Here is a 23235-nt window from a genome sequence, read left to right on the forward strand (position 1 = left end):
ATAAAGTCTTCTTGCCCGAAGGTACCACGCTTCCAGAGAACACTGAAAACCTGCCACTCTCCTATCTATTCCATCGGGCGCCAAGGGTTCTACGCCAAACGATGGGTGGTACATCAGTATACTGTGCCAGCCGCTCAGTCTACACTGATGGCCGCGACGGATAGGGAGCGCATTTATGACGTCTGGACAATTTGAGGGGGCTACCCCCATCCCTTCAAGGTTTTTGCGCAGGCTTGGCCCCGTTGCGACAATCGCCCTCGCCCAACTGTTCGGAACATCGCTGTGGTTCAGCGCCAACAGTGCCACCGACACCCTGATGACCAGCTGGCAGATCAGTGCCGCTGATATTGGCTGGCTGACCAACGCCGTTCAGGGCGGCTTCATCCTGGGTACAATGATCATGGCTTTGGGAGGCCTGGCAGAACGGTATCGTGCCAGTCTTATTTTCGTGGTGAGTGCGGCCTGCGGTGCGTTGTTTAACGCCTGCTTCGCCTGGTTTTCGGAAGGTTTGGCCAGTGGCATTGTGTTCCGCTTCCTGGTCGGCCTGAGTTTGGCGGGGATCTACCCCGTGGGTATGAAGTTGATCGTCAGTTGGGCTCCCGAACGGACCGGACAGGCACTCGCCCAGCTTGTCGCTATGCTGACGCTTGGCACCGCACTACCCCATGCATTACGGGAAGCTGGCACAGACCTGCCCTGGCAGTACGTTATCCTGGCGTCATCGATGCTTGCGCTGCTCGGCGCGGTTCTGATCCATCTGCTTGGGGACGGCCCCCACCTACCCGGAGCCGGTCAAAAAAAGCAGGTATCGGGCAGCCGCTCCGAGCGGCCGTTGACGGTCTTCGACGCCTTCAAGGTCAATCGATTTCGTGCCGCAGCTCTGGGCTATTTCGGGCATATGTGGGAGCTTTACGCGTTCTGGACGGTGGTACCACTGCTTGTGGCCAACACCGCACTGATCAGTGAGTACTCGGCCGTCGGATTATCAGGCATGGCGTTCAGTATCATTGGTATTGGAGCTCTGGGGTGTCTCGTTGGGGGGGGGCTGTCACGCCGTATCGGGAGTGCAAAGGTCGCGCTCGGTGCGTTGGCCTCCTCTTGCGTTTGTGCGGTGGTGTTTGCCCTTTTCTGGCGTGATTTGCCCGCCATGTGGCTGGGAATTCTCCTGCTTGCCTGGGGCGCAACCGTGATTGCGGACTCCCCCCAGTTCTCCGCCCTGGCCGCCCAGGCTTGTCCGAAGGAAGTGGTCGGTGCCGCACTGGCGATTCAGAACTCCATCGGCTTTGCGATTACCGTGGTGTCGATTGCTGCAACTACTGCGCTGTTTGATCGTATTGGTCTGGATGCTGCCTGGCTGCTGGTTCCTGGCCCGATTGTCGGGTTGCTTGGGTTTGCCTGGGCGTCCCGCCGAGCTTCGAAGTTCGAAACAAACGCCTGAAACACACCGGCCGTGACGAACCACCCACCAGAGTCCGGACTTCAGGACAGATCTGTCCGATAAAGCGGACAGCCTTCCCGTTATTCTGAATATTATGTCCTTATACCCAGACACTCAAAGCCGCACATGCCTGCCTCCTTAAACAATACGTTTATAAAACAGTTGGTTATGTATTTGGTGCGATTCCTGCTTCATGTCACGGGATAACGATAAAAACAAGCGCTTTCAACAAGAAAGAACGGGTGCAGACTTCACTCGGACAATAAAAAGGAACACCCAATGCGTACGCTCCTCCTGGCTCTCCTGCTGGTAAGCCCCCTGTGTTTCAGCAAAACCGTCGTGATCATCGAAAGCTACCATCAAGGCTACAAGTGGGATGCCGATTATATCGCCGCGGTACAGTCAGTACTGGGTGACGATCACGATATTCACGTGCTTGCTCTCGACACCAAACGATTGCCGAAACCAGAATGGCCGCAAAAAGTAGCCAGCCTCCAGCAATCCATTTCCGAAATCCAACCTGACATCGCCATTCTTGGAGATGACAACGCATTTTCGCTGATGGCCGACCATTTGGTTGAGCGGAAGATTCCGGTTGTATTTCTGGGCGTCAATGGCGGAACGGTCCAGCACCCTACCCTGGAACACGATTTGGTTGCCGGCTTGCTGGAACGGCCATTTTTTGAGGAGAGCATCCGTCATCTTCAGAAAGTATTGAGAGTGGATAAACACTTTCTGGTATTGATGGACGACTCACCCACAATGCGAAACGCTGTCAATGAATACTTCGGCGACAAGAGAAGTGCCGAAATATATGGCTCCAAACTAGACATCGTCCTTACCAACGACAAAGACACCTGGTTGCAGGCGGTTGTTCGGGCCCACGAACTGTACGATGCAATCATTGTCGGGACCCACCACACCATCCGAGACGCAGAAGGCACCTACATAGCGCCGGACGAGCTCATTACCAGGGCATTTAATCAAAGCCGGGTTCCCATCTTCTCTTTTTGGGATATTAACATTGGCAAGCAGCAAGCCATTGGCGGCTTCACCATTTCGGCTCACCAGGAGGGTATTACTGCCGCCCGCTTGGCGTCCCTTATCCTGAACGGCGTCAAGCCCTCCCGCATCCCGAAAATGAATTCCCTGAGCGGACACTACATATACAGCCGAAGCGGGATGGCTCACTGGAACCTGGAGCTTTCCCCCATGATTGCGACTCAAGCAAACTTCGTTGAATAAATTGGTTGAGCGGCTCCAGATTATCCTGGCCCCGCCGTTAACCAAGAGATCTCGCACGCATAGAGGGGCAAACCAGTGGCTGTAGAAAAACTAGAATTCATTGAACGTCGGCTTGGTGTCAGCGGAAAACTCCTGATAGCGCCTGTTTTCATTTTGCTTTTGTTTGCCCTCGTCACCTTTTACAGCATCCGGGAGTTTCAGAACCTTGATGCTCGAATGGATTCGGTGGCAAGGGACCTGGCCCCGGAAACGGCTGTGGCGACTGGCGTGCTTATCAATCTTTACACCATGAGGTTGAGAGTTTTTGATTACTATGCCTCGGGTAACGAAGATACCCTGGCCCGCTTCGAGCAGCTGGAAACGGATTTCTTCCGTGAGCTATCAGCAGCGCAAGAGACGATTAGAAGTGCCGACCGCGCGCGACTGGTAGCAGAGATCGAAGAGGCGACATTGAAGTATGCGAATGTCTTCAAAAACGAGCTGGTACCCGCTAAGCAGCAAGTCAAAAATATCATCGCCAATGAACTCGACCAGTACGGCCCTACTGCCTCAGAGGCCCTGCGCAGGGCCATGGATGGCGTTACTAATAGAGAGCCTGACAGCCGGCTGCGAATCGTTCTGGAACAATTGATCCACGACACTCTCATGATGCGAATGGCTTCTCAGCGCTTCTTTGCCGATGGTGACGAATCCTCTGAAACCGCCCTGGGCTACGCCATGGAGGATATTTCCGATGCGCTCGAGTTTCTGGATATGGATTCAGTCCCCGATTACGTCAGACAGTATTTTGATACCGCGATAGAGGCACTCACGAAGTACCAGGCTTCGGTCGACAAATTGCTGGTTCAGCAAAAAGCGATGATCCGGACAAAAGAAGACAAACTTGACGTGGTGGGCCCCCAGATCACTGATATGGCGAAGAGTCTTGAAGAAGCCGTTTTTGCCTCTCTTGAAACCGTGGCCGATGATGCAGAAGCAGAGACCGAGGCTGCGCTTAAGCTGACACTCGCCGCATTTGTTGCGTCTGTCATTCTGGGGCTGGTGGTCGCGCTGCTGATGAGCCGTATGATGGGCAACAGCGTCAAACGTGCCCGCTCAGAAATCCTGGGATACCTGGAGAACATCGGAAATAACGAAGGCGACGTTTCTACCCGGCTGACCAAAGGCCGCCCGGACGAAATCGGCGACTTTATCTCTGCGGTAAATGCTTTCCTGGAAACGCTGGAAGACATTATTTCCCGGATTGTTACGTCGTCCCGGCGTCTCAGTACGGAATCCGAATCGTTGTCCGGTATTACAAACAGCACCACTGCCAACGCCGAGCAACAACGGGATCAAGTGACTCAGGTTTCGGCGGCGATGCAGGAAATGGTCTCCACCTCCGACGAGATCGCGTCCAACACCAATGACACGGATGAATCAGCACGCCAGGCCGCCGAGCTGGCAGGAACCGGCCAGGAAACGGTGTCGACCGCGATCAAATCCGTTACCCGGCTGGCGGAACAGGTCGAAGCAGGGTCAAAGCGGATCCAGCGACTTGAAGATGAATCCGGTGAGATCGGCAACGTACTGGGCGTTATCCAGGCCATCGCAGAACAAACCAACCTCCTTGCCCTCAATGCCGCTATCGAAGCAGCACGTGCGGGAGACGCGGGCCGCGGGTTTTCGGTAGTTGCCGATGAGGTTCGTGGCCTCGCCAAGCGAGTTCAGGATTCCACGGTCGACATCGAGCGGATCGTTTCGAATCTGCAAAGCGGTGCCGCCGGCGCGGTGGTTGATATGAGCAAGGCCAAACAGATGGCCTCGGAAGCCAGTGAGGAAGCTGGCAAATCCGGTGCTGCCCTGTCGGAAATTATGGCCGCCGTGAACCGGATCGTGGACATGACGACACAAGTTGCAAGCGCCACTGAGCAACAGCGGGCGACCGCTGCTGAGATGACTCAGAACGTGGAGGCCAGTAGTAGCGCCATCGACAAACTCACCGACGATATTGCCCACGTAAACCAGTCCAGCAACTCCCTGGCGGATATGGCGGAGGACCTTAACGGCCTGGTGCGTCGCTTCAAGACATCGGGCTAGAGCCCTTTTCCACTTGTGTTAACTGCGTCATAGGCGACATGTTCAATTACTGATACTTTCAATACTCAAACAAAAGCAATACAGCGTATCAGGGAGAGATTCACCCATGAGCCATTCACGCTTTACCAGGACGCCCGGCTTTTTTGCCGCGCTAACGGCGTCCTTTTGTGCAGTCGCTCAGGCCGATCCTGCCGACACTATCTTTGCTGCTGAAAATGCCCTCTATGGTGCGGGATATGACATTGGCAAGGCCGATGGGTGGATGGACGACACCCTGCGCTCGGCCATCCGCAAGTATCAATCCGGTCACGAAGGGTTGCAGGCCACTGGAGACCTGGACCCACAAACGCTGTCCGCCCTGGGAATCGCCGCCAAGGACGCCGTTACTGGCAACTCCGCGCCAAGCCGTGAGGGTGCGATGGCTGATGCAGGGGTCAGTAAGCAGCGTTTCGGTTCACCCGATGCAGAACGACCCGTTGCAGTCGCGCCGGAACCGGAGGTTCAGCCAGAGCCAGTGTCGGTATCTACAGCAGCGCCAACCTTGGAAGAAGAGGCTGCACCTGCCCCTGCCTCTGCCCTTCAGACACTAAAGGAACCGGAAAGCGAACCTGTTGTAATTGCGGCTGTTGAAGAGCCTTCAGCCACGGAGAAGCCCTCAGCCACGAACAAGCCTGCGGCCGCGAACAAACCCTCAATTACAGAGAAACCTCCAACCACAGAACAGCGCTCGGTCGTGGAGGAAACGTCAACAGTCGAAGAGCTATCAACCGTTGATGCAGAACCTTCGGTGGCTCTCAATGTACCTTCCGAGGCGACCGAGGAGACATCAACGGATGTTGATTATCAGTTGCCGGAAGAACCGATGGCTTCTGACAATCCGGAGATTTCGGAATCATTGCAGGCTTCAAGTCCCTCTTCAGATAACACTTCGGAATCCACCACCGTGGCGAAGAGCAGTGGCGGTTTTTTCAGCTCGCTGTTCGACTTCCTCTTCGGCTGGCTGATCTGAGGACATACGCGTATTCCGAAAAGCTTTGGATTAGCTCAAACTGGTTGGCCTTTTTTCAAATTTACTGACTTGCAGCCAAGGCCGACCACCCCATGCCCTCTCAATTGCAGGATGCTCCGTACTCTCCCGCCAGGATTACACTGATCATATTCTCACTCGCCATGGGCGGGTTCGGGATTGGCACAGGAGAGTTTGCCATCATGGGGCTTATGCCTGGCGTTGCCCTGGATCTGGGCGTGACAGAGCCGCAAGTTGGCCACTTGATCAGTGCGTACGCGCTGGGCGTCGTCGTTGGTGCCCCTATCCTGGCCATTGGTGGAGCCAGGCTCTATCGCCGGCACCTGCTGATCCTATTGATGTCGTTCTACGCCCTGGGAAATATTGCCAGTGCCCTGGCACCCGGGTATGGATCACTTCTGGTGTTTCGGTTCATCGCCGGCCTTCCCCATGGCGCCTATTTCGGCGTTGCCGCCCTGGTTGCCGCCTCACTCGTACCTTTCAACAAACGCGCCAAGGTAGTGAGCCTGGTCATGATGGGGCTTACCCTCGCGCTGTTGATCGGAAACCCGTTGGCAACGATTCTCGGGCAACACCTGGATTGGCGGTACGCCTTCGGGTTCGTCGGTGCTATTGCAGCCCTTACCGGCTTGATGATTGTTCTTTTCCTGCCTCTCAATCGACAAGAGGAACGGCAAAGCCCGTTCTCGGAAATCCGGGCGTTCAATCGCCCGGAAATCTGGTATCCGTTGGCCATCGGCTCCATCGGGTTTGCCGGCATGTTCTGTGTGTTCAGCTATATGGCTCCAACATTGTTGGAAGTCACCGGGGTCAATCCCTTCTGGATTCCGATCGCACTCGCGGTCTTCGGGCTTGGAGGATTCATTGGCAACATCCTCGGAGGCTGGCTGTTTGATCGCCTCCAGTTTCGCAGCGTTGGCTGGATGTTGCTTTGGAGCATCAGCATGCTGCTCCTGTATCCCTATGCCACGGAAAACATCTGGACCATGCTGGTGATGTGCTTCCTGGTCGCCTTGATGGTTGGCCTTGGGCCAGCACTGCAAACTCACCTGATGGATGTGGCGCACGGTGCTCAGACACTGGCTGCCGCCTCTCACCACGCTGCGTTTAACGTAGCCAATGCGCTTGGTCCCTGGCTGGGCGGTATGGCTATCAGTGCCGGCGTGGGGTGGCAGTCCACGGGGTATGTCGGAGCCACAACGGCCGCTGCCGGGCTCGCCATATTTCTGTTGGCATGGCGCCAGCAATCCGGTGCAGAGCGTGTCGACAACGACGTTGCGTTTAGCCAGGATCACTAACCGCGCTGCAGTTTTTACGTTCACGGGTGGGACCGTTTGCCAGTACAACGCCTATCAAGAGCAGAACCACGCCACCCCATACGGCCCATCCATAGGATTCACCAAAAAACATGATCCCGAACAGCAAGCCGGCGGGCGTAATCACGAACCCCAGTTGGCTGAGAAACGTTGGCGATGTGCGCTTCTGTAAATGAAAGAATCCGCGATAACTGATCGCAGTCAGGACAGACTGAACGGCCACGATGGTCCAGAGATCCATCCCGCTAAAAAGCAGTGAATGTGCACTCCCTGACACCACAACCACCAGTAAAATCAGTGCGGCGCCCGCCAGTAGCATTCCGGGGGCCAACTGCTCTGGGGTAGCCCCTTTTGGCCAATGAGATGTGCGATACACATTGCCAACGGCGAGGGATAGCGGAACCAACATACCCAGAAGCAGCCATGGTAATGAGTCCGGGTTGATGCCCGCCGGGTTAGGCGACAGGATCCAGACACACCCGGCAACCCCCAGACTGAGTCCAACGGACTTTTTCCTGCTCAGTGCTTCCATGCCCAGAATAACAGCAATCCCATAGGTGGCAAGGGATGGCAGTGCATAGAGAGTTGCTGTCAGTCCGGCCCCAATATTCGCAACAACAATGAAGGCCAGCGCATTGGGAACGGCAATGGCGGTCAGGCCGCTGATGCCAAAATACCGGACTAACTCCCTGCTGAGTCGTACCGGGGAACCCCGGCGACCGCAGATAACCAGTAGGATACCTCCGCCCAAGGCCTGCCAGAAGGCATACGCCAACGGTGTCATGCCGATGTCCATGGCGGCCCTGGAAAGTGGCAGCATAAGGGCTATCAGCAAGCCAACACCCAATAACAAAAGCATGGATGTTACATCGGGTTGATGGGATGCGGTATTCGCACGTTGTTTCATGGTGTTTCCTCCGTTAGTGGCGAGCCCTATCATCCCGGTGCGGCGGTTGCGGATCACCACACGTTTCGTGAAAACTGCTTTGTCGATTTGCGCATCGATTCCCCGAAATTCATCGGTTTTTGTCAGCGCAGGCCCCTGTTCCGACGACTCAAAGGGTCTGATCGGCAGACCCGGTAGAATTCAGCCACACTCTGGCGCTTGCCTGTATAATTCCCTCATCAATCAAGGTCTGATGTGGAGCGCCGGCATGGACCGCCTCAAGGGTGTGGAGTATTTCAAGCGAATTTATGAACTGGGCTCGTTTACGGCTGCTGCCGACGAGTTCCAGTGCTCGAACGCGGTTATTTCCAAGTACGTCCGCTTCCTCGAATCCTGGACGGGCTCGAAGCTGATCAACCGTAATACCCGTACGATCAGCTTCACGGACGAAGGCGAGCGATTCTACACCTATTGCCTTTCTATCATTGAGCAGACCAGCGAAATGCTCGATTCCGTTGCTGATACCGGCGATCTGTCGGGCGAGTTGGTTATTGCCAGCCCGGTTTCTCTGTCCATCAAGGTTCTCAGCCCGTTGATTCTCCAGTTCAAGAAAGAACACCCGTCTCTGTCCCTTCGGCTACAGATGAGCGACCAACTCACCGATCTGGTTGGAAGCGGCGTTGATGTGGCCATTCGGGGGATAGAAGCACCGGAAGACTCATCGCTTGTGGCAATGCGGCTGGGAGCGCTCGATCGTATTCTGGTGGCCTCACCGGGTTATCTGGCCGAGGCCGGTGTGCCGGCCTCGGTCGATGATCTGTCAACCCATCAATGCCTTGTATACAGTATGAGTTCAGATGCAAAGCGATGGGAGTTCCTGCTTTCGAGAAGTTCAGGCCAGACAAAATCTGTCAGCGTCACGGGGCCCCTGGTGGCGGACAACTCCATGATGTTAATCGAGGCAGTAAAAGAGGGGCTGGGCATCGCCATGGTGCCTCGCGCCTATGTGGCTGAAGAACTCAGAACTGGCACGCTTCAGCAATTAAAGCTTGGCGCGGAGCCGGTACCCCGCTCGATCTACGCAATGTATTCGGACCGACGGTACCTGCCAAGGCGTGCCAGAGAATTTGTCCAGTTTCTTAGGACATCTCTGTAATTATCTGTTTTATAACAGATCAGAACTTCCAGAATGGCGTATCCAGACGCTGTGCAACAAGCTCAGGTGGGTAACCAACGTCCTTCAGAAGGCGGGGTTCCATGGTCATGACCAGGTGGAGGAAGTTGCGCTTCATTCTCCACCCTTTATACAGTGATGCGGCTCTTTTCATTTCAATCATCCATCTATCGGTAACAAAAAAGGGGTAACCGGAATCGGTTTTAAGTAGTTACCTATTTTATGGATGATCCCTGCCCGGCCCCATACTTGGAAACCACTACGAGGCCTGGTTTCGGGGCCTGCGAGCCTAGCAACTTGTACCTATGTTGCCCCGTTCGACTTCTTTACCAACGTCTTATACAGGTCATCTTTCAGTTGCAGGCGCTGTTGTTTCATCTGGTGCAACTGATCATCCCCGATCGGGGCATCCCTGCGCTCCAGGCCTTCAATTTCCTGATCCAGCTCTGCGTACTGCCGGAAATGGTGCTGAAACGTCGGGTCGTTCTTTCTGAGCTCGTCGATCAACTCGCCGAATTGGGGAAATTCGTTATGAAGTTCGTGGTTGGAAATGCCCATTACCTCGTCTCCTTCTTTTCGCAGAGTGGTTAGTCAGGATGCCATTCATCATCGGGAGTTGTGAACCGTTAAAACGTTATAAAGCAGCTCCCTATAAATCCGAATCCAGCCGTTCTAATCCGAGAGAAGCTTTAAACTCGCGATACTCGTCCCGGTAGACAATGGCACCGAGAGCCATTGCGGCCTTTGTGGCCATGCGATCAAAGCTGTCCCGGATCAGTCGGGGTATCCTGGCTTTCGGTCTCACGCTGGCCGTTTCAATCAGCACGGCGCCCATAACGAGCAACGCATCAATTCGACGGTTATCACGGTCGCCATCCATTATGTGGCGGGCGACCGATTGCGCGTCATTCAGTATCACTTTTTCGTCGTCATTCAGCGTGGCGCCGTCGAAGGCCATAAAGCTCTGATAGCGACGAGCCCGTTTCAGCATGAAGGCCTCGCGCACCGCGGGATCCGGTTCGCCGGAGTCCGGCTTGGTGTTGAGAAGTCCGTGAAGCCGGAAATCCACCTCCCCTGCTTCCCGTTTCTGTTCGAAGACGTGCCTGATATCCGCTCGGGCTATATCGGATGTGGTTTCCATGGCCTCGGCGATCACAGCATCGAACGTCGTTTTCTCGACCACGTCCAGGACGCGCCGAATGGTATGGATCGACTTCATAAGCTCCGGCCACAGGCGTGGGTCAGCCTGGCCAGGTTCGTCCGGCATCCTGGTTTCGAGGGCCCGAGCACAGAAAAACGCCTTCTCAACGTCACGAATCGCAATGCCCGGTTCGTTCGCTATCCATTTGACGCCATAGTCATTGAGGTCTTCAATCAGGCTTGAGGTGAAAATAAGCAGGTAATACTTCATACCGAGGGGAAGGTCTGTCATCAGCAGCACTCCTTCACAACACGAGTTCCTGTCTACAGGTATAGCTGATTAAGGGCTGAGTACCAGCTTTTCCGGGGTATCTCCTGCTCATCTTTGACAAAACGCTAATAGCTGGGAGCGATCAATAGGGTATAGGATGATTGAAAGAATTTGAGTATTGATCCGTTCACCTGAGGAAACTAGCACATGACGTACGCGCGAATTGTCGGCACGGGCTCCTATCTGCCCGAGAATGTCATGACAAACGAAGACATGGAGAAAATCGTCGACACCAGCGACCAGTGGATTCGTGAGCGTACCGGCATTGAACAGCGACACATCGCCGTAGAAGGTGAAACCACCGTCGATCTTGCTGAGAAAGCATCTCGCAAGGCCATTGAAGCCGCCGGTCTTCAGCCTGCCGACATTGATCTGATTGTGTTCGCCACATCCACTCCGGACAAAATCTTTCCCAGCTCAGCGTGCATTCTACAAGCGCGACTCGATATCCATGGCTGCCCGGCGTTCGATATCCAGGCCGTTTGCAGCGGGTTTGTCTATGCGTTATCGGTTGCTGACAAGTTCATCAAAACCGGCAGCAGCAAAAAGGTTCTGGTGGTTGGCGCGGAGCTGTTCTCCCGCATTCTGGATTGGGAAGACCGAGGCACCTGTGTGCTGTTCGGTGACGGTGCCGGCGCCGTAGTGTTGGAGGCCAGCGAGGAAACCGGCATTCTCTCGACCCACATCCATGCTGACGGCAAATACGAAGACCTGCTCCACGTTCCCTTTGGTATTGGCGATGGTTTCGACCAGGTCCGGGCTGGCAAAGGCCATGTTCACATGAAAGGCAATGAAGTGTTCAAGATTGCCGTGAACACCCTGGGTAGAATTGTGGACGAAACCCTGGAAGCCAACCAGATGAAGAAGTCCGATGTGGACTGGCTGGTACCGCACCAGGCTAATTTGAGGATTATCGCGGCCACGGCTCGCAAGCTGAACATGTCCATGGACCAGGTGGTGGTGACCGTCAACAAGCACGGGAATACCTCTGCTGCGTCGATTCCGCTGGCACTGGACGTTGCCGTTCGCGATGGTCGCATCCAGAAAAATGAGGTGCTGCTGCTGGAAGCCTTCGGCGGCGGGTTTACATGGGGTTCTGCGTTAATCCGATTCTGACGTCAATCGGATTCGACCTGTTTGTCCACCTCCCAACCGTCTCTGCTCATTGCTCAAGCGTCCGTATTACCTGACGCATTTATCTTTGCGCAGATATTAGCACCATCATGGGCCGTTCCGCTTCTTCAGCGAGCGCCGGGTTCGCTCTGATCTGCTCAGCGCTCGGGCCCCATTCATCCACGTGGCGAAGCACAAAACCAGCAGCTATCAGCGCGTTCAACGTGGTGCCCAAAGTTCGGTGGTATTTGATCACGCCATCAGCCAGCCAGTTGCTAACTCGTCGGCCTTCGTTCTGATAACTATTGACCGCCCATGACCGCTGGCCTTCGCTATCAATGAGCCAGCCTTGCTGAACCGCGCAGGTATGGATCGGGTGTTCAGTGGTAAAGACCAACCATCCTCCTGGCTGTAGTGTCTGATAGACAGCGCCGAGCAACGGAGCGAGGTCGGGGAGATAGTGTAGCGTCAGTGAGCTATACACCAGGTCGAACGCTTGGCTCGGCAGTGCGAGCTGTTCGAGGTCGCCGCGTTGATAGCTGATGCCGCTGTCGTCGGTAAGCTCGCGCGCCCGTGCCAGCATTTTTTCGGACAAATCTATGCCAAGCACCTCCGTGGCGCCTGCATTTCGCGCACTGCGACAAAACCAACCGTACCCACATCCGAGATCAATGACCCGTTTTCCGGCAAGATCCGGGAGCATGGCCTGAACTGACTCCCACTCGGGGGCGGCCTCTAAACCAAACTGAGAGCGCGGCAGCTGGGCATACCCGTCAAAGAAAGCTTGATTATCGTAGATATTCTGAGACATGTTGAACTCCTAAAGCGATTTTACCGTTTCGTGAGTTGTCCTGATGTAATCTATCAGGTATCCGAATTCCCAGAATAATGTCAAAGGGAAGGTTCCGTGAACGAGAGTGTCCTCAGTACCACACCGTCTGTCATCATCATTGGTACCGGCTTTGGCGGCCTGTGCATGGCCATCCAGCTCCGGAACGCCGGCATTAAGACCTTTACCCTGCTGGAAAAAGCGCCTGGGGTTGGGGGCACCTGGCGAGATAATACCTACCCTGGCGCCGCCTGTGACGTTCAGTCTCACTTGTACTCCTTCTCCTTTGAGCCCAAACACGATTGGTCAAGAAAGTTCGGGTTGCAGCCCGAAATTCTTGGCTATATGCAACACTGCGTCGAGAAGTACGATTTCGCGGCGCATATCCGGTTCAACAAGGAAGTCGCCAGCGCAGCTTTCAACGACGCCACCAACACCTGGACAGTCACCACCACCGACGGAGAATCCCTGACCGCCGATGTCGTTGTCACCGCTACCGGCCAGTTGAATCAGCCTGCCTGGCCGCACATTCCCGGCCTTGATACCTTTGCAGGCAAAACGTTTCATTCCGCCCGCTGGGACCATGGCCACGACCTGAGCGGTAAGAGCGTTGGCGTGATTGGTACCGGCGCCAGCGCCATTCAATTCGTACCGGAAATAGTGCCAAAGGTAAAAGCTCTCAGCCTTTTCCAGCGTTCCGCTGCCTGGGTACTGCCTAAACCTGACCGACCGTTCTATAAATGGGAGCAGGCACTGTTCCAGAAGGTTCCGGCCTGGGATCGCATCTACCGCTCCCTGATCTATTGGAAGAATGAAATTCGCGCGCTGGCCTTCACTCGCTTTAACAGCTTGCTCGAGCTTTTTGCCTGGCAGGCAAAGCGCTTTGCCAAACATCAGGTTCGCGATCCCGGGAAGTACAGGCATCTGATTCCGGACTATAAGATCGGCTGCAAACGGATACTGATTTCCAACGACTGGTATTCGGCCGTTGATCAGCCTCATGTCGAGCTCGTCACCACAGGTATCGAGCGTATCGTGGAGGAAGGCGTGATTACTACCGACGGCTCCTTGCACCGGTTGGACACGATCATACTGGGGACCGGATTTGCAGCCTCGGAATTCCTGTCGCCAATGGAGATCACCGGCCGCGAGGGCGTGTCGCTTAATCAGGCCTGGGCCACTGGGTCAGAGGCCTACAAAGGCATTGCGGTTTCCGGATTTCCCAACCTTTTCATGCTCTACGGGCCCAACACAAACCTCGCCCACAACAGCATTGTGTACATGCTGGAGTCTCAGGTCCGGTACGTGCTCGGCTGCATCAATACATTGAACGCAACACCCGGCACGGCAATGGATGTAAAACCAGATCGGCTTCGAGCATTCTCTGAGGACGTTCAGGCCAGACTTAAAGACAGCGTTTGGGAATCCGGTTGCCACTCCTGGTACCTGGACAGTAACGGCAAGAACACCGTGAACTGGCCCGGTTTTACCTTCACCTATCGTAAGGCTACGAGAGAGGTGAATCCGGATGACTACGAGTTCCTGCATCTTTCCGTTTAGGCTCTGATTGCTCTATGGAGTTCTGTCGGTTTGACAGCTTGAGCACATTCGTAGGATGATTGGGTCATCACTTGTCAGGATCTTAAACATGCACCTCGCCAGAATTTCCAAGGGCTCTCTCGTCGAAACCGCCATAGGAAGCCTGCGCCAGGCCATTGAAAATGGTCACTGGGCAATTGGCGAACGACTGCCCGTTGAAGCGCAACTATCGGAGTCCCTTGGCGTGAGCCGTAACACTGTTCGTGAAGCAGTCAGGGTTCTGGTGCATGCCGGCATGCTGGAGACGCGCCAGGGCGATGGCACCTACGTTCGAGCCACAAAGGACGCTGGAGAGACCCTGCGAAGGATCAGCCGCGCCCAGTTAAGAGACAAGCTCGAAGTACGGATCATGCTGGAAACCGAGGCTGCGAAGCTCGCTGCGGAACGTCGGGACGCACGGGACCTGGAGAGAATGACACTCGCCCTGGATGAGCGGGCGAAAGCCGGTGACGACGTTGAAAGTCGCATCCGTCACGATCATGCCTTTCATACGGCCCTGGTCGCAGCGTCACACAACCCCGCCCTGTCGGAGCTGTACGACTATTTCGCCCATGCGGTAACACAAACCATTGAACTGACTGAACTCGATTCAGAACTTCCTGAACCTTCCCAGGAGGACCATGAACTGCTACTGGCGGCAATCCGACGACAGGACTCCGCGAAGGCGGAAACGCTGTCGAGAGCCTTGCTCCAGCCAAGCCTTCAAGCCTTGGGGAAGACGCATCCATGAAATTCAGGCTCGATACTTTCACGCTACTGCTTTTGGGTGCGATTGTCCTCGCCACGTTCCTGCCGGTGCGTGGTGATGCGGCCAGCGCCCTGGCAACCGCAGGCACTGTGGCCGTGGCACTTCTGTTTTTCCTCCATGGAGCAGCGCTTTCACGTGAACAGATCGTGGCCGGTGCCACCCATTGGCGCCTGCACATCATCATTACCGCTTTCACCTTCGTTTTCTTTCCCCTGATGGCATTGCCCATCAATGAAATCAGCCGCTTTGCACCTCAATGGATGCCGGCCGATCTGGGGTTGGGATTCCTGTATCTGGGTGTGCTGCCGTCAGCCGTTTCTTCCTCGATTGCCTATACCGCCATGGCAAAGGGCAACGTGCCCGCCGCCATTTGTAGCGCTGCCGCTTCCAACGTATTTGGCATGATGCTGACACCGTTCCTGCTGTTGCTGCTGGTAAGCACGTCGGGCGACGGCGGTTTTTCGGTAGCTGAGGCGCTCAAAGACATCGTGCTGCAACTGCTTCTTCCGTTTGCGGTTGGCCACGGCCTGCGTCCCTTGTTGGGTGGTTTCCTGGCTCGGAATGAAACGCTCACCTCCCGCTATGACCAGTGTGTGATCTGGCTGATCGTGTATTCCGCCTTTTCCCATTCGGTCGCAAGTGGCCTGTGGCAGAACCTGCCGTTGAAGGCGATTCTGCTGGCCATTTTGCTGTGCTTCGCGTTACTGGGGTTTTTTATGGTGCTGGCAATGTTCGTGGTTCGCCGGTTTGGATTCAGCCTGGAAGACGAGGCCGCCGTGGTGTTCTGCGGCTCAAAGAAGAGTCTGGCGTCCGGCCTGCCCATGGCCAAGGTGCTGTTCTCCGGCCATCCCGGATTTGGCATGATCGTGCTGCCGATCATGTGCTACAACCAGATTCAGGTCATTGTGGGGGCCATGCTGGCTCAGACGTATCGCCGCAAGATTGAGGCCGCGTCAGCCGCCGCCCCCCATACCACTGAATAAGGTTGCCAATACAGCCAGGCCGACGATCCAGCCAATGACTGCCGGCCAGAAGTTAACCATCTGGGGCGGCAGTTCTTCCTGCGGCTGTTGATCCCCCGCTGACTTTTCCGCCTCCGTATCGTCCTCGTCAGCGTCGTGCGCATGTGCGTCCCGCAAGCTATACCAGTCAAACCACCCTGCCAGAAACTGCACAACCGGTGCCGGGAAGCTGCCGTTTTCCGCCATCGGGCGAACCTGAGGCTCCAGCGTGTCGGCAATTTCCTTGCGAACATGAGGCTGATCCGCAGGCGGTTCTCCGAGAATCGCTTTCCAAATCTGCGCGTCCTTGCTGCGACTGGAATCATTCAGCAGGGCTCGGACCTGAATCACCACCTCGCGTACCACCTGACGTTCCGATGCATCCAGCCCTTCAGCCTCCTGTCTCACTGCCGCAGGGGTTTCAGCAACCTGAGGTTGCCCTTCATTATCGGCATCGGATGGATCGCTGGCCATTTGCGACTCGCCGCCCGTTGCTTCCTTGAATGCCTGCCGCAGTTGTTCAAGTTCCTCACCGGAAGCGAACTTTTCCTGCTGCTCATAAGCCGCCCTGATACGGGCATGATCTCCGGTGGGCTCAATACCCAATACTTCCCAACAATTCATAGAGTTGTAACTCATTCATCAGACTTTCATTAAATTTTTGAGAGACAAATGTAATCTGGTCACCTAGGATATGAAAAAAAGCGTCCACCATAAAAAATCCCACACTCGGCAAAGTATAAAACGACACTCATGTCCGTTACGACCTATCTCACTAAAATTCCGGGGCTTGTTCGTCCTGAAACTTATCGCAGCCGCCTGGCTTTGGTGTTTGCAGGCACGTTCATTGCCGTTTTTCCGGTGGTAGCTGCGGCAGCGGAGGAAAGCGACGACCAGACCTTCGAGTTGGCAGCGCTTGGTGATTCACCGGAAGCCTTTGAAATGGATTCCAGAATTCCAGAGGTACTGACCACAACCCGTCTCAGGCAACCGAAGTCCCGTGTGCCCGGCACGACCACCATCATCACCGGCGAAATGATCCGGGATCTCGGTATCATGAACCTGGTAGAGGTGTTTCGCCTGGTCCCCGGGATGACCGTCGCCGAGGTCGGGAGCAATAACCCGGTAACCAGTTACCACGGCACTGTACATTATGAACAGCGTCGATTGCAGGTTCAGGTCGATGGCCGCACATCATACCGGCCTAACCTGTCGGACATGGACTGGAATACCATGCCGGTTCCTCTTGAGTTGATAGAACGAATCGAGGTCAGCCGCGGGCCAAACAGCGCCGCGTATGGCATCAATGCCTTCCTCGGAACCATTAATATCATCACCCGTGCGCCTGAGGATACGGCCGGAGTTGAGGCCCGTGCCGTTACCGGCTCCAGAGGCTATAAGCGAGTCTTTGGCTCTGCCGGCAATGCCTCTGGTGACTATAACTGGCGCCTGGCCTACGAGAAGCGTAAATCGGACGGCTTTGATGAGCAGGAAGATGACGACATCTACTACCCTTTTCATGATGGCTATGACATCAATACCTTTACATACGACAGCAGTTTGTTCCTGAACAGCCAGTACAGTTTGGACGTGCGCGGCGGTGTAGTGGACGGCATTAACGAAGAGGACCAGATCAAGAACGGAAAACTTGGCGCTGATGACCACCCTGATATCGTCGTCGACGACTACTATCTGCAAACCCGCCTGAACGTGACGACCTCCGAAAACCATTTCTACCATGTTCAGGCCAGCTTCCAGAACTATGATCGCCGGCAGCGCTGGAGCATATGCATCCCCGGGGATACCTTCAACGATATTCTCATGGGAAACACCCCTGATCTCGACCCCTGCTCAGCCAACGAAGTAGACCCTTTCAGGGCATACCTGAATGAAGACATCGAGGAATCCCGCCTGGAGTTCGAAATTCAGGATACCTTGCTGTTCAACCGGGACCTGAAGCTGGTATCGGGTCTTGGCTACCGTAAAGATACCTATCGGTCAGAGACCTACTTCAACGGCCGCGGCAATAACTACCAGGCACAGGTTTTTGGGAACCTCGAGTACTCGCCATTACGTTGGCTCACCCTGAACGCCGGCGGTAATTGGGAAAAAACGACAACAACCGACGAAGGCTATTTTTCGCCGAGGGTGGCCGCTAACTTCATCCTGGCCAACAACCACACGCTTCGATTTGTCTACTCCGAGGCAGTACGCACACCGGATGCGTTCGAACAGAATCCGGACTGGTCCTACCGCCCCCGGAATGTTCAGCCACCATACGCCTTTCTTGAAGGGCAACGATTCCTGGTCGCTAACCTGGTCGACCCAGCCACATCGACGTATGGTAAAACACTTGAGGAAGAGCGCATAATCTCCCGGGAAATAAGCTATTTTGGCCAGTACTATCTGGACAGTTCCACCTTGTCACTGGAAGTTCGTTATTTCAACGATCAGCTTCGAGACATGATCAGCGGCATCATCAACGAAGAAGACTGGACCATCGACAACAATGTCGCACTCGATCAGAAAGGCTTTGAGGTAGAGGCGTCATTGGACTTTCCCGGTACAAAGCTGAGGATGAGCTATGCTTATCTGGATCAGGATGGCCGCTACACCGGCGCCAATGATCGCGATGCCGGTGACAAACAATACGCCATTGACCTGTTGGGGCGGTTGTCGGTCCGGCATTCAGGAAGTTTTGCGTGGATACAGGATCTGCCTTTCAACCTGACCTCATCAGCGGCGTTCTATTTTGCCGATGAGTTCAGGCGGTCGCAGTTCGAGCGCCTGGATCTGAGACTGGCAAGGCACATTTTCAGAACCGGCTATAGCTATGAATTTGCCGTTACCATGCAACACTACCTGAACCGAGATGTGGATCTGAGCCCTGACAACGTCATCAAGGACCACAACCAGTTCTTCGCTGAAGTCGGCGTAAGATTCTAAAGGCACCACACGGACGATACCCGACCCTGGACGGTATGAAACCAACGTACAACACCAAAGTGGGGAGAAAACCAGGCGGCCATGCCAGTCGGCGCGTCCTGGCCAGTGCCGTACTGCTACTGTTTTTCGTGTTGTCCGTACCCTATCAGTCTGTTTTCGCACAATCCTCTTCGGGTCCCCAGGTGTATCTGGCCGGTTCCGGGAACTCGGCTCTGAACCGCCGCATGCTCTCGCTTCTTGAAGAAACATTGGGCAGCGACGTCAACATCCGCTCCTTCCATAGCGGACAGACGGCTCTCGACAATACCACACCGGTCATCACGCTCGGGCCTGAGGCCTTTACTCGAGTCCGGCAGGAGAATCGTGATGTGCCCATCCTGGCTTTACTTGTGGATCAGTCATTTATCAGTGGATATTCAGAGCGCTCTGAAGGGTCGGTTTCCGGCATACTGTACAATCCCCCTTTAATCAGGCAGGCCATCACCGGACAGGAGATTCTGCCCCATGCCACCCGGGTGGCGATGCTTGCACGCCCCGAAACTGTCGAGCTCTACGAACCGCTGGTTGATAAACTGCCCACCTACGGGCTCCAGGCGCGAGTCTTTGTCGTCAGTTCCGACGACGACCTGATACCAACACTCATTCACGCACTGAACTACGGCGACTTTATTCTGGCCGCGCCAGACAGCGGTATATACAACCCCAGAACCATCAAGCACATTCTACTGACGGCCTATCGTCGTAATCGGATTGTCATCGGCCCGAGTCAGGCTTATGTGAAAGCGGGATCGCTGGCGTCTACCTATACCCCTTTAACCGAAATCGCCAAACTGGCAGCGAATTACATAGAACAATACCGCCGTGATGGTCAGTTTCCCCCGCCCGCCTATCCCGATGTCTTCAGAATTGAGCTCAACGACCAGGTTGCGCGCTCTCTGAACATTCCCCTGCCCGACCGTCAGGAGATCATCAATTCTGTTCGCGAGCGGTTGGCCGGTTCCGAGGAGGCGTCTGATGAGTAAGCGTATGGGCAGGCCGGTCTCCCTTACACGGAAGCTGCTGCTACTGGGCGCGGCTCCGGCGATTGTCATGTTCATCGTGTTGATGGTGTTCTTTACATCTGCTCGGCTCGATGACGCCCGCAAGGACCTGGCTGAAAGCAGTCAGATGCTGGCTGACAGCCTTGCGCCGGCGGTTGAATACGCAGTCGTTTCAGGGAATACGGCGTCCCTTGAACAGATATTGTCGCAATCGCTGCGGCGCAGCCGCGCCCAATGGATACGAGTCTCCAACGTGGTGGGTGACGAGGTTGGGTTTGTTTCCACGGACGACCCCGGCAATATCAATGCTGAAGAGACCTTCGATGTCTTCGAAGCAGAAATACTGCAACAACCGCTTGATCTGGGTGAAGATCGTCAGACCGAATGGTTCGAACCTAACTACGGATTCGGGTCAGGAGCGCTTCGTGTAGGTACTGTTCAGGTGGGTGTCAACAAAGCCCAACTCGCTGCGCGCCGGCAGGATATCCTCTGGACATCACTGGCGGTTGGATTCTCGCTGTTGCTGTTTACACTGTTAATCGTTAATCACTCGTTGAACAGTATCGTCTTACCAATCCATGGCCTGTCCCGTCGGGTTGCAAAACTGACCAACCGGGAATACGAGGAAGTTGAGGTCGGCCTTGCCGGCGCTACCCGGGAAATCCGGGAACTGGAGGAAAGCCTCAATGCTCTCTCCAGGCATCTCAGGAATCTGAAGGCATCCAGGGATGAAACCCTGGCCTCCTCTGAAAAAGCCCGGGGACGTGCGGAAATGGCGAATCGAGCCAAATCCGAGTTTCTTGCCACCATGAGCCATGAGTTACGAACGCCGCTTAACGGTGTTCTGGGAATGATCGAACTGGTGACCGATGAAGCCCTGAGTGCTCGACAAAAAGACTATCTTCAGACCGCGCGGCAGTCCACGGAGGACTTGCTGACGGTCATCAACGACATCCTGGACTATTCCCATATTGACCGGGGTACGCTGGAGCTGGATAACCGCGAGTTTGACCTGAAAGAACTGATCACCAACTGCGCGGCCAGCTACCGTCATGTCGCTGAACAGCAGGGTTTGGCGTTGTCCACCAAGTTCATAGGAGACTGGCCGGACCGTCTGCTTGTGCTGGGAGATGCTCCACGCCTGCGCCAGATCCTGGCGGGCCTCATCGATAATGCCATCAAATTCACGGGCGACGGCTTCATCAAAGTACAGGCTGGCTTTTTCTCTCTTGAGGAGAACTGCCTGGTGCTCAACTGCACCGTCAGTGATTCCGGCTGTGGTATCCCTGTCGAACGGATTCACGACATCTTTAACTCATTTGAGCAACTCGATACAGGTGATTCACGCAGTTATGGCGGAACCGGCATGGGGCTTTCGCTGGTCCAGAGACTGGTTGAGCTGATGGGCGGTCACGTTAAAGTTGAGACCGACATTGGCAAAGGGTCGCAGTTCCGCTTCGAACTGCCCTTTGAACTGGCAACCCGGGTCGATCATGTTGAAGCTTCGGAACAGGGCCCTATCAAAACCGGCAGCGAGCAAGCCCGTGCTCTCGTGGTGGAGGACAACATGGTGAACCAGAGGGTCGCCACCGCTCTGCTCCGACGGCTGGGCTTTGAGACGGACGCTGCGGCCGATGGTGAGGAGGCACTGGAACTGGTTCGAACCAATCACTCAGGCTACGACGTTATCCTGATGGATTGCCAGATGCCGGTGATGGACGGTTATGAAACCACCCGCTGCATCCGGGAATGGGAAAAGAGCAACGGTCAGGGTGGAACCCCAATTATTGCGCTGACAGCAGACGCTCTCCCGGGAACCGAAACCAGCTGCCGAGAGGCGGGCATGAACGATTACCTCGCCAAGCCCGTGAGAAAAGAAAACCTGAGAGCGGTACTCAGCCGCTGGATACGGGTGTAACCAGCGGCTTTTAGTAAGATTATGCGACGGGCTCGCGCATGGTGACAAACTCTTCCGCGGAGGTCGGATGAATACCAATAGTGCTGTCGAACTGTGCTTTTGTCGCGCCAGCTTTCAGGGCAACCGCTATCCCCTGGGTAATTTCCCCGGCATCGGGCCCAACCATATGCGCACCCAGCACCCGGTCTGTGTCTGCATCCACCACAAGTTTCATCAGTGACCGCTCATCCCGCCCACTCAAGGTATGTTTCATCGGTTTGAACTCTGACCGGTAGATACGGAGCTTGTGCCCGGCTTCTCTCGCCTCTGCTTCCGTCAGGCCGACCGTTCCGATATTGGGCTGACAGAAGACCGCCGTAGGAATGCAGGCATAGTCCATCTCGCCCTGCCCGTCTCCGAACAGTCGGCGGGACAGCACCATACCCTGAGCAAGCGCTACCGGCGTCAGTTGAGGGGTGCCGATAACATCGCCAAGGGCTGTAATGGAGGGTACGACGGTCTGAAAGTGATCGTCCACAACCACATGGCCGGAGGCACTGAGCTGCACGCCAAGACCCTCAAGCCCCAGGCCATCCACCAATGCACGGCGCCCGGTAGCTGCCATCACCAGGCCAGTATGCAGCCGGGAGCCATCGGTCAGGTCGACGTTGTAGTGAGTGTCTTCGCTCTCGATAGACTCGATATTGACGCCAAAGCGAAGGTCCACGCCCTTTTTGCGCATTTCCGTAGCGGTAAACTCACGAACGTCGTCATCGAAACCGCGAAGGAACAGATCACCGCGATAGAGAAGTGTTGTCTCGACACCAAGCCCGGCAAGAATACCGGCAAACTCCACCGCTATGTAGCCACCGCCCCAGACCACTGCCTGCCTTGGCAGTTGCGGCAGATAAAACATCTCGTTCGAGGTAAGAACACATTCCTTGCCGGGCACATCCGGAACCACGGGCCAACTGCCGGTGGCGATAGTGATATGCTTGGCTGTATAGGACCGCTCTCCCACTACCACTGTGTGGGCATCGGCCAGTGACGCGGTGCCTTCTATGACCGTAACGCCGGCATTGGCAAGCATACGCCCATAGATACCGTTAAGACGTTCGATTTCGGCGTTTTTGTTGGCAACCAGCCGGGTCCAGTCAAAACTGATCTGGTCCCCTGGCACGTTCCAGCCATAGCCCGCAGCATCTTCTATGTCTTCACCGGCGTGAGATCCATAGACAAACAGTTTCTTGGGTACGCAGCCCACGTTGACGCACGTGCCACCCAGATAGCGCGATTCCACTACAGCCACACGAGCGCCCTTGGCAGCTGACATACGTGCCAGTCTCACACCGCCGGAACCGGCGCCCACGATTATCAGATCAAAGTCCTGGTTGTCAGACACAACGTCTCCTGTCATTTGCGGCAA

Annotated in this window: 20 protein-coding genes; 13 read left to right on the plus strand and 7 right to left on the minus strand. The window is 55.3% G+C overall.

The features are described 5' to 3' along the window. The first annotated feature begins 175 nt into the window (after positions 1 to 175). The 5 genes from MDG893_RS02950 (at position 176) to MDG893_RS02970 (ending at position 7087) form a co-directional block, all read left to right on the plus strand. The gene (locus MDG893_RS02950) at positions 176 to 1438 is read left to right on the plus strand and encodes an MFS transporter (RefSeq protein ID WP_007152232.1); all 1263 of its coding nucleotides are present in this window, start codon (positions 176 to 178) and stop codon (positions 1436 to 1438) included. Between the two features lie 339 nt (positions 1439 to 1777). Next, entirely contained in the window at positions 1778 to 2683 is a 906-nt protein-coding gene (locus MDG893_RS02955) for an ABC transporter substrate-binding protein (protein WP_244264379.1), read from the plus strand. Positions 2684 to 2758: 75 nt separating this feature from the next. Next, a complete protein-coding gene (locus MDG893_RS02960; protein ID WP_007152234.1) occupies positions 2759 to 4762 on the plus strand; it encodes a methyl-accepting chemotaxis protein in 2004 nt (667 codons plus the stop codon). A gap of 106 nt (positions 4763 to 4868) precedes the next feature. Beyond that, a complete protein-coding gene (locus MDG893_RS20430) occupies positions 4869 to 5771 on the plus strand; it encodes a peptidoglycan-binding domain-containing protein (protein WP_007152235.1) in 903 nt (300 codons plus the stop codon). 92 nt (positions 5772 to 5863) lie between these two features. Then, complete coding sequence (locus MDG893_RS02970; protein ID WP_050776455.1) at positions 5864 to 7087, plus strand: MFS transporter; 1224 nt, start codon at positions 5864 to 5866, stop codon at positions 7085 to 7087. On the opposite strand, the gene MDG893_RS02975 is transcribed toward MDG893_RS02970, so the two are convergent. Further along, positions 7071 to 8012, minus strand: a complete 942-nt coding sequence (locus MDG893_RS02975; protein WP_007152237.1) for a DMT family transporter — start codon at positions 8010 to 8012, stop codon at positions 7071 to 7073. The two genes, MDG893_RS02970 and MDG893_RS02975, sit on opposite strands and share 17 nt — an antisense overlap. 247 nt (positions 8013 to 8259) lie before the next feature. Between MDG893_RS02975 and MDG893_RS02980 the strand changes: the two genes are divergently transcribed. Further along, positions 8260 to 9147: a LysR family transcriptional regulator gene (locus MDG893_RS02980; RefSeq protein WP_007152238.1), complete on the plus strand. Its 888-nt coding sequence runs from the start codon at positions 8260 to 8262 to the stop codon at positions 9145 to 9147. A 19-nt stretch (positions 9148 to 9166) separates the two neighbouring features. Here MDG893_RS02980 and MDG893_RS21030 read toward each other — a convergent pair whose 3' ends face one another. From MDG893_RS21030 to MDG893_RS02990, 3 genes are all read right to left on the minus strand, one after another. Beyond that, positions 9167 to 9319: a hypothetical protein gene (locus MDG893_RS21030; protein ID WP_167319384.1), complete on the minus strand. Its 153-nt coding sequence runs from the start codon at positions 9317 to 9319 to the stop codon at positions 9167 to 9169. A gap of 149 nt (positions 9320 to 9468) precedes the next feature. Then, positions 9469 to 9723 (minus strand): HP1242/YdcH family protein, encoded by a 255-nt coding sequence (locus MDG893_RS02985; protein WP_007152240.1) that lies wholly within the window; start codon positions 9721 to 9723, stop codon positions 9469 to 9471. Between the two features lie 91 nt (positions 9724 to 9814). Further along, positions 9815 to 10597 carry a hypothetical protein gene (locus MDG893_RS02990; RefSeq protein ID WP_007152241.1) on the minus strand — a complete coding sequence of 261 codons (783 nt, stop codon included), beginning with the start codon at positions 10595 to 10597 and terminating at the stop codon, positions 9815 to 9817. A 186-nt stretch (positions 10598 to 10783) separates the two neighbouring features. Here MDG893_RS02990 and MDG893_RS02995 point away from each other — a divergent pair, with 186 nt between their 5' ends. After that, on the plus strand, positions 10784 to 11752 hold the full coding sequence (locus MDG893_RS02995; protein ID WP_007152242.1) for a beta-ketoacyl-ACP synthase III: 969 nt from the start codon (positions 10784 to 10786) through the stop codon (positions 11750 to 11752). Positions 11753 to 11831: 79 nt separating this feature from the next. Here the strand turns inward: MDG893_RS02995 and MDG893_RS03000 are convergent, their stop codons facing one another. Next, the gene (locus MDG893_RS03000) at positions 11832 to 12560 is read right to left on the minus strand and encodes a class I SAM-dependent methyltransferase (protein ID WP_007152243.1); all 729 of its coding nucleotides are present in this window, start codon (positions 12558 to 12560) and stop codon (positions 11832 to 11834) included. Positions 12561 to 12656: 96 nt separating this feature from the next. On the opposite strand from MDG893_RS03000, the gene MDG893_RS03005 reads away from it, so the two are divergent. From MDG893_RS03005 to MDG893_RS03015, 3 genes are all read left to right on the plus strand, one after another. Beyond that, positions 12657 to 14138, plus strand: a complete 1482-nt coding sequence (locus MDG893_RS03005) for a flavin-containing monooxygenase (protein WP_007152244.1) — start codon at positions 12657 to 12659, stop codon at positions 14136 to 14138. An 88-nt stretch (positions 14139 to 14226) separates the two neighbouring features. Next, on the plus strand, positions 14227 to 14907 hold the full coding sequence (locus tag MDG893_RS03010) for a FadR/GntR family transcriptional regulator (protein WP_007152245.1): 681 nt from the start codon (positions 14227 to 14229) through the stop codon (positions 14905 to 14907). Next, entirely contained in the window at positions 14904 to 15908 is a 1005-nt protein-coding gene (locus MDG893_RS03015; RefSeq protein WP_007152246.1) for a bile acid:sodium symporter family protein, read from the plus strand. The genes MDG893_RS03010 and MDG893_RS03015 overlap by 4 nt, the downstream gene beginning before the upstream one ends. Here the strand turns inward: MDG893_RS03015 and MDG893_RS03020 are convergent. Next, positions 15879 to 16550 carry a hypothetical protein gene (locus MDG893_RS03020; protein WP_007152247.1) on the minus strand — a complete coding sequence of 224 codons (672 nt, stop codon included), beginning with the start codon at positions 16548 to 16550 and terminating at the stop codon, positions 15879 to 15881. The two genes, MDG893_RS03015 and MDG893_RS03020, sit on opposite strands and share 30 nt — an antisense overlap. Positions 16551 to 16679: 129 nt before the next feature. Between MDG893_RS03020 and MDG893_RS03025 the strand changes: the two genes are divergently transcribed. Genes MDG893_RS03025 through MDG893_RS03035 form a run of 3 tightly spaced genes read left to right on the plus strand, consistent with a single transcriptional unit; the run spans position 16680 to position 21830 of the window. Further along, positions 16680 to 18872: a TonB-dependent receptor plug domain-containing protein gene (locus tag MDG893_RS03025; protein WP_007152248.1), complete on the plus strand. Its 2193-nt coding sequence runs from the start codon at positions 16680 to 16682 to the stop codon at positions 18870 to 18872. Positions 18873 to 18907: 35 nt separating this feature from the next. Next, positions 18908 to 19894 carry an ABC transporter substrate-binding protein gene (locus tag MDG893_RS03030; RefSeq protein WP_007152249.1) on the plus strand — a complete coding sequence of 329 codons (987 nt, stop codon included), beginning with the start codon at positions 18908 to 18910 and terminating at the stop codon, positions 19892 to 19894. Beyond that, positions 19887 to 21830: an ATP-binding protein gene (locus MDG893_RS03035; protein WP_007152250.1), complete on the plus strand. Its 1944-nt coding sequence runs from the start codon at positions 19887 to 19889 to the stop codon at positions 21828 to 21830. Before MDG893_RS03030 ends, MDG893_RS03035 begins: the two co-directional genes overlap by 8 nt. Before the next feature lie 19 nt (positions 21831 to 21849). Here the strand turns inward: MDG893_RS03035 and gorA are convergent, their stop codons facing one another. Further along, a complete protein-coding gene (gorA, locus tag MDG893_RS03040) occupies positions 21850 to 23226 on the minus strand; it encodes a glutathione-disulfide reductase (RefSeq protein ID WP_007152251.1) in 1377 nt (458 codons plus the stop codon). Positions 23227 to 23235: the final 9 nt, after the last annotated feature.

The sequence above is a fragment of the Marinobacter algicola DG893 genome, from assembly GCF_000170835.1.
In the GTDB taxonomy this organism is placed as follows: domain Bacteria; phylum Pseudomonadota; class Gammaproteobacteria; order Pseudomonadales; family Oleiphilaceae; genus Marinobacter; species Marinobacter algicola.